This window comes from Pseudomonas sp. PS02303 (genome assembly GCF_029959925.1).
Lineage (GTDB): Bacteria > Pseudomonadota > Gammaproteobacteria > Pseudomonadales > Pseudomonadaceae > Aquipseudomonas > Aquipseudomonas mandelii.
On the sequence record NZ_JASCOM010000306.1, the window covers coordinates 1 to 6,416 of the forward strand.

At 61.1% G+C, this 6,416-nt stretch carries 3 protein-coding genes; all 3 read right to left on the reverse strand.

Annotated features, from left to right (window positions below):
• Nucleotides 1–84: 84 nt before the first annotated feature.
• Complete coding sequence (locus tag QMX98_RS31085) at nucleotides 85–3,753, reverse strand: translocation/assembly module TamB domain-containing protein (protein ID WP_282411902.1); 3,669 nt, start codon at nucleotides 3,751–3,753, stop codon at nucleotides 85–87.
• Complete coding sequence (locus QMX98_RS31090) at nucleotides 3,750–5,477, reverse strand: autotransporter assembly complex family protein (RefSeq protein ID WP_077749765.1); 1,728 nt, start codon at nucleotides 5,475–5,477, stop codon at nucleotides 3,750–3,752. The genes QMX98_RS31085 and QMX98_RS31090 overlap by 4 nt, the downstream gene beginning before the upstream one ends.
• A 76-nt stretch (nucleotides 5,478–5,553) precedes the next feature.
• A complete protein-coding gene (locus tag QMX98_RS31095; RefSeq protein ID WP_010458800.1) occupies nucleotides 5,554–6,204 on the reverse strand; it encodes a GNAT family N-acetyltransferase in 651 nt (216 codons plus the stop codon).
• Nucleotides 6,205–6,416 lie beyond the last annotated feature (212 nt).

Below are 6,416 nucleotides of genomic sequence, written 5' to 3' on the forward strand. Positions count from 1 at the left end.
CGCTCCCACAGAGTTCGGTGTGATCTCTGTGGGAGCGAGCCTGCTCGCGATGGCAGCGACTCGGTTTGGGAGAAGACGGGGGTTTTAGAAGTCCCGCTTGTAGAAGATGTCCAGCGAACTGGCCACGCCGCCGGCGGCTTCGAGGTAGACCTTTTTGCTCAGTTTGTAGCGCAAGGCAATGGTGTTGGCCGGCTCGAACACGCCCACGCCATAGCGCAGGCTGAGCTTCTCGGAGATATTGCCGCTGGCCACGACGCTGGTGGTATTGCCGCTGCCCTGGGTGTCGAGCTGGAAATCCTGAATCCCCAGGTCGTTGGCCAGTTTGCCGGTCACTCCCGAACTGCCCATCAACCCCAACCCGAGCGCAGCCTGGGCCAGCATGTTGTTGTCTTCACCGTTGGTGCTTAGCGGACGCCCCAGCACCAGATAGGACAACGCCTGCTCCTGACTCATGGCCGGCTCGGAGAAGATCTGCGTGGTCGGCTGCTCGGCGCTGCCGCTGAGGCGAATACCGGCGATCACGTCGTCGGTCCGGCGAATGGCTTCGATGTCCAGGTACGGCTGGTCAATCGGGCCGGCGAACAGCAGCCGCGCACGGCGCACCGTCAGCCGCTGTCCGTACGCCCGGTAACGCCCGTCGTTGAGCCAGAGTTCGCCTCGGGTGTCCATGTTGTCGCCAATGTGCACATGCCCTTGCAGGTTGGCGGTCAGGCCAAACCCGGCGAAGCTGAGTTTGTCCTCACCCACCACCACGTCGATGTCCATTTTCATGGCCAGCGGCGGTTTGCCCTCTTCGGTCTGCTGGCCGACGATCACCGTGTCATCGGAAACCTTGACCGTCGACGGCGGCAACTCGCGCACGGTGATTTCGCCCTTGGGCACCCGCACTTTGCCGGCGATCGCCAGTTGCTCGTCTTTTATCGAGATCTTCAGGTCCGGCGCCACTTCCAGCTTGGCATAGGGTTCGACGGTGACGGGCAACTGTGAGCCCTTGAGCGTCAGGTCCACCACCAGCGCCTGGCCCCAGGCGATGTGGCCGTTGAGACTGCCCTGCCCGGCCTTGCCGCTTTTCCAGCCGCCGTTCAACTGCACCGTTTCGCCGGCGATCTGCGCTTGAAGCTGCAAGCCCTGCAACTCCATCGGCAATTCAGGCCCGGACACTTCGCCATCGCTGAGCAACAGATTGCCGTTCACCTGCGGCGCCAGCAGATCGCCGGACAGCGTGCCACTGCCGTTCAAGCGCCCGGTGAGTTTCTCGACCATTGGCACAAATGGCCGCGCCACCGATAGATCCAGGCCACTGAGACGGAACGAGCCGGTGAGCGGTTTGTTTTTCAGCAGCGGATTGATCTGCGCCTGCACCCTCAGTTCGCCGAGCTTGCCGCCGACGAAATTGAGGTCGGTGTCGATGCGTTTAGGCGTGAGTTTGCTGGTGAGCTTCAGGGTCTGGTACGGGAAGTCCAGCCACTGATCCTTTTCCTTGATGCGCAACGTACCGCCGCTGGCATCGACGCTGATCTGGCCGTTTGGGCCGCTGGCCGGCAGGTCCAGTTGCAGGTCGGCATTGAGCCGGCCCTTCCAGGCGAAATCTTTCGGCAACCATTGCGCCAGGCTTTCGATCGGGAATTGCTTGAGGTGATAACGCAGCTTCGGTTCCGGCATCAGGCGCTGGTCTTCGCCACACAGACTGGCCGGGCCGGACATCCAGCAATGGGCGCCGAAGTTGATCTTGCCGTCCGCCAGCCGTTCAAGCTTCGCCGGGCCTTGCAGCTTCCAGTCCTGACCGCCGGCCTGGATATCTCCGCTGGCCAGGCGTCCGCGCCAATTGCCCTGGTCCAGATTACCGTCCAGCCCGAGCGCCAGTTTCAGTTTCGGCCCTTGCAGATCGAGGGTGAGTTTCTGGTTTTTGATATCGCCCTGGCCGCTGGCGGTCAGCGTGCCCAGCGAGGTGTCGCCGGCCTGGATGCCGCTGCCTTTGAGGTCGATTTTCGCCCGCTGCGCGCCGTCCAGGGTTGCGTCCAGGTTCAGGCTTTGCAGGCGATTGTCTTCGAAAGCCAGCTGCGTGCCTTGCAGCCCGAGCTTGCCTTGCGGTGCCTTGAGCGTGCCGGCGACATCAATGCGGCCGTTGAGCTGTCCGCGCAGTTGCGGCCAGAGTTGGGCCAGACGTGGCAGCTTGATGTCGATCTGCCCGGCGAGCTTCTGTTGCAGACTGCCCTTGCCGTTGATGCTGTTGTCACCGAGGCGGATTTGCAGCGCATTGAGGTTCCATTGTTCACCGCCGCCGTCAGCCTTGGCCTGGATCACCGCCGGTTGGCCGCGCAGTTTGCCTTTGAGGTCGAGGTCGGCATCCAGGCTGAGTTTTTCATTCTTCATCTCGCCTTTGCTGCGCAACGGTCCGGCCAACGTACCCGGTAACTCCGCGACCCAATACGCCGGGTTGATCGCCGACAGATCGAGCGCGGTGTCCCAGCCGATGCCATCGGCAAACTGCAGGTTCAGATGCCCGATGGCTTTGCCCTGCCCGGCTTCGAGTTGAATCTGTTGCAGATAGATTTTCGTCAGGTCGCCGCTGAACGGGCTTTCGAGGCTGAACGCACCTGCCGGGCCATCGAGGGCCGATTTGAAGTGACCGATGTATTTTCCGTCGGTGTAGGAGACTTCACCGTTGAAGCGGCGCAACGCCACTTCTGGCTCGTCGATCAGCGGATAGAGACGGTGCCACGGGAAATCCAGCCAGTCGATCTTCGCATCGGCGCTCAGGCCTTTGCTCCAGTCGAGTTTGCCGGTGAGCTTGAGTGATTGCTTGTCGTTGGCCGTCAGGTCGAGGGCAGCAATCTGCGCGCCGCTGGCATCGACCTTGCCTTGCAGCACCAGCGCCACCGGGCCTTTTTCAGCGGGCAGCGTGGCTTTGCCGAGCAACTGGTAACCGTTTTTCAGGTCGCCGTCACCGGTGAGCTCGAGTTGATTGAGTTGCAAGGTGTCCGGCAGGTCGGCGCTGGGTTTGAAGCCGTCGGCGGTGATCCGTACTTTGGCCGGAAGGTTGTCGACCAACGGTTGCAGCTCGCCGGTCAGTTGGCCATTCAAGTAACCGCTGCTGTCGGCTTTCAGGTTCAGGGTTTTCAGCAGGTCGCCGTCCACCTTCAACGCCAGGCTCCAAGGCTCGGGGGCCGGCAGGGTCAACGTACCTTCAGCCTTGAGCGGCCAGTTGCCGCTGGGTTGCAGCAGGCCTGACAGGTTCAGGCTGAGTTCGTCACGCTGCAACTTCACCGAGTCGATCTGCAAGCCTTGCACCGTCCAGTGCGCGGCCAGTTGCAGGCCTTTGAGTTCTTCGCTGCCGTTGAACAGCAGACTGCCGATTTGCACATCACCCAATTCGATCGCCAGGGGCAAATCCAGATCCGGGAGCGTGATTGGCCCGCCGTTGTCTTCTTCGTTGCCCGGCGGGAATTGCAGGCTGACCTGATCGGCCTTCAATTGCTCGATGCACAAGGTCATGCGCATCAGGCACAACGGCGACCAGGCGAAGATCGGTTTGCTCAGCTCAACCCGACTGGTGTCCTGCTGCCACACCAGATGATCGGCACTCCACTGCCCGCCCAATCGGCCCTGGAAATTCTCCACGGTCAGGCCCGGCACCCAGCCGAGCGCCCAGCGACTGCCCGCCGCAGTACCCAGCACCGTGGTCACGGCCAGAACGACCAGCATCAGCAGCGCCGGAATCGCCAGCAGCGTTATTTTCAAACCACGCTTCACAGCTCGGGCCCCATGGAAAAGTGCAGTCGAATGCCGCCGTCGTCGTCCATCGCGTGCGCCAGGTCGAGACGAATCGGCCCCACCGGGGACACCCAGCGCACGCCGATGCCCACGCCGGTCTTGAGGTTCGGCAGTTCGAGTGTATTGAAGGAGTTGCCCTGGTCAACGAAGGTTGCGACCCGCCATTTTTCGGCGACGGAGTACTGATATTCGACGCTGCCGGTGATCATGTAGCGGCCACCGATGCGGTCGCCGTCGGAGTTCTCCGGGGACAGGCTTTGATAGTCGTAGCCGCGCACGCTCTGATCGCCACCGGCAAAAAAGCGCAACGACGGCGGTATCGATTTGTAGCCATTGGTGGCGCTGCCGCCGACCTGAACCCGACCGAGGAAACGGTGTTTATCGAAGACCGTGGTCAAGCCTTTGACCAGCGCCGTGCCGTAGATCAGGTTGTTGTCGGACCCCAAGCCTTCCTTCGCCACTTTGCTCTCGAATTCCAGGCGATAGCCATTGTGCGGGTCGATGCGGTTGTCGCTTTTCAGGTAGGAATAACTGACGCCGGGCATCAGCAGGGTACTGAGTCCGGAGTCATCGCCGAGCCGGTATTCCTCGCGTTGCCACTTGAGCGAGACCACGCGCTGCCAGCCACTGGGCAACTTGCTGTGCCATTCGGGGCCAACCGTCAGGAGTTTGCTCAGGGAGTCCTTGTCGGCGATTTCTTCGTTTTGATAACCACCGGCAAAACGCAATTTGTCGGTCAGCGGCGGGTCCAGGGGAATGTCGTAGAACACCCCGACGTTCTGCCGTGGCGCCGATATTTCGGTCTCCCAGCCATAGCTGTGCCCTTGCGGGTTGACCCAGTGCCGGGTCCAGTTGGCCTTGACCCGGGGACCGACGTCGGTGGAATAACCCAGCCCCAGGCCCATGGTCCGTGGTTTGCGGGTTTCGAGCTTGACGTCGACCGGGATCACATCGTTCTTGGACGCCGTCGGCGCCGCGTCCACCCGCACGCTTTCGAAATAGCCGCTCGATTGCATCGCCTGATTGAGTTCGGCGATCAGTTCAGAGTCATAGGGTGCGCCTTCCTTGAACGGCACCATGCGCCGCAACAAGTCTTCGTCGAACGGCGTGTCTCCCTCGAAACTGACCTTGCCCAGGGCATAACGCGGGCCGCTGTCATAGACGAGGTCGATGTCGGCGACACCGGCGCGTGGGTCCACCGACAACGTCTGATGCGTGAAGTGGCCGCTGAAGAAACCGTAACGCGAGGCCTGATTCTGGATCAGTTTCTTGGCGTCTTCATAACGGCCATGGTTCAGCACCGCGCCGGTTTTCAGCGCAGCGCTTTTGGGGACACGAAAGGATTTGAGCGAGGCCGCCGGGCCGTCGACGCGAATCGTGACATTGCGCAAATGCACCGGCTCGCCAGGATCGATGTTGAGGATCAGGCGCGGCGTCTCGCCGCCCTTCACGTCGCTGTCGATCTGCGGCTGGTAATACCCCAACGCCTGGGCGGCCTTGCGCGCCTGTTCCTCGGCGCCACGACTGAAGCGCAGCAAGGCTTCTTCGTCACGATCGCCGAGGCTGCCGATATAGCCCTCTATATTGGCTTTCAGTTCATCGTTGGACGGTTTGATCCGCACATCCAATTCACTTTGCGCCAGTGCCGCGCAGCTGGTGAACAGCATCAGCACGCCACTGGTAATTCTTCCTGGAAACTTCATAGGCGCGGATGCTATCACGAGCTTGGGAGCGTGATAGAGCCTGGCATGCAGTGAAAGTTCTACCGAAAGTTTACGTTTATGCCGTTGCTGTTTGTAACACCTGGGGATTGGCGTGGAAAAATACGTGTTCGCGGATCGGTCCTACCGCTACCTCGCCGATTTCCTCGTAGCCCTGACGCTTATAGAACTCCAGATAACGAGGATTCCCAGTGTCCAGAATCACACCCTGGGAGGTTTCATCCACGGCACACCAGTTATGCACCGCTTGCAGCAGTTGCTCGCCGAAATGTTTGCCCTGGAACTGCGGGTGAATCCCCAGCAACGGCAGGACATGCACCGAGTCGGACGGCACACAAGCGGCAACGGCAGCGTGGTAATCGAGGTAACGACGGGTACAACGAAAACCGGCGCTGAGCACCATGCGCAGGCGCCAGGCCCAGCTTTCGGTGATACCCAATCGACGTTGCGGTGGAGCGATCAGGGCGATGCCGATCAGGCGGTCGTTGACCAGCAGGCCGATGGCCGGCAGATCCTGAAGAAAGTGTTGTTTGACCAGTTCCCGCACGGTCGCTCGCACACGATGCTCATAGCCGGGACGTTCGGCCTCGAACAAATAGCCGAAGGTCGGTTCGTGCCGGTAAGCGTGGTAAAGCAGGGAGCGCGCTTCGTGGGCGTAGCCGCTGTCGAGCATGTGGATATCGGCAATGGCGGTCGAGGTTTCGGGCATAACGGTAGATCTCCCCGGGGCGCTGCTCAAAATGGCGGCGCTCTTATTGGTACGAGCCTTTGGGTGGCAATACAGTTCCCCCACAGGTATAGACCAAGGCGGGCTCTTCATCGACTGGACGGGCCTCATCGCGGGCAAGCCACGCGCCCACAGGTTCTGTGGCGTACACAAAATCTGTGTCCGCTCGAAACCTTGCAGGAGCGTGGCTTGCC

Bases quoted from the DNA above. Each gene is read 5' to 3' on its own strand.
- QMX98_RS31090 (WP_077749765.1), bottom strand. From the start codon at position 5,477: ATGAAGTTTCCAGGAAGAATTACCAGTGGCGTGCTGATGCTGTTCACC.
- QMX98_RS31095 (WP_010458800.1), bottom strand. From the start codon at position 6,204: ATGCCCGAAACCTCGACCGCCATTGCCGATATCCACATGCTCGACAGC.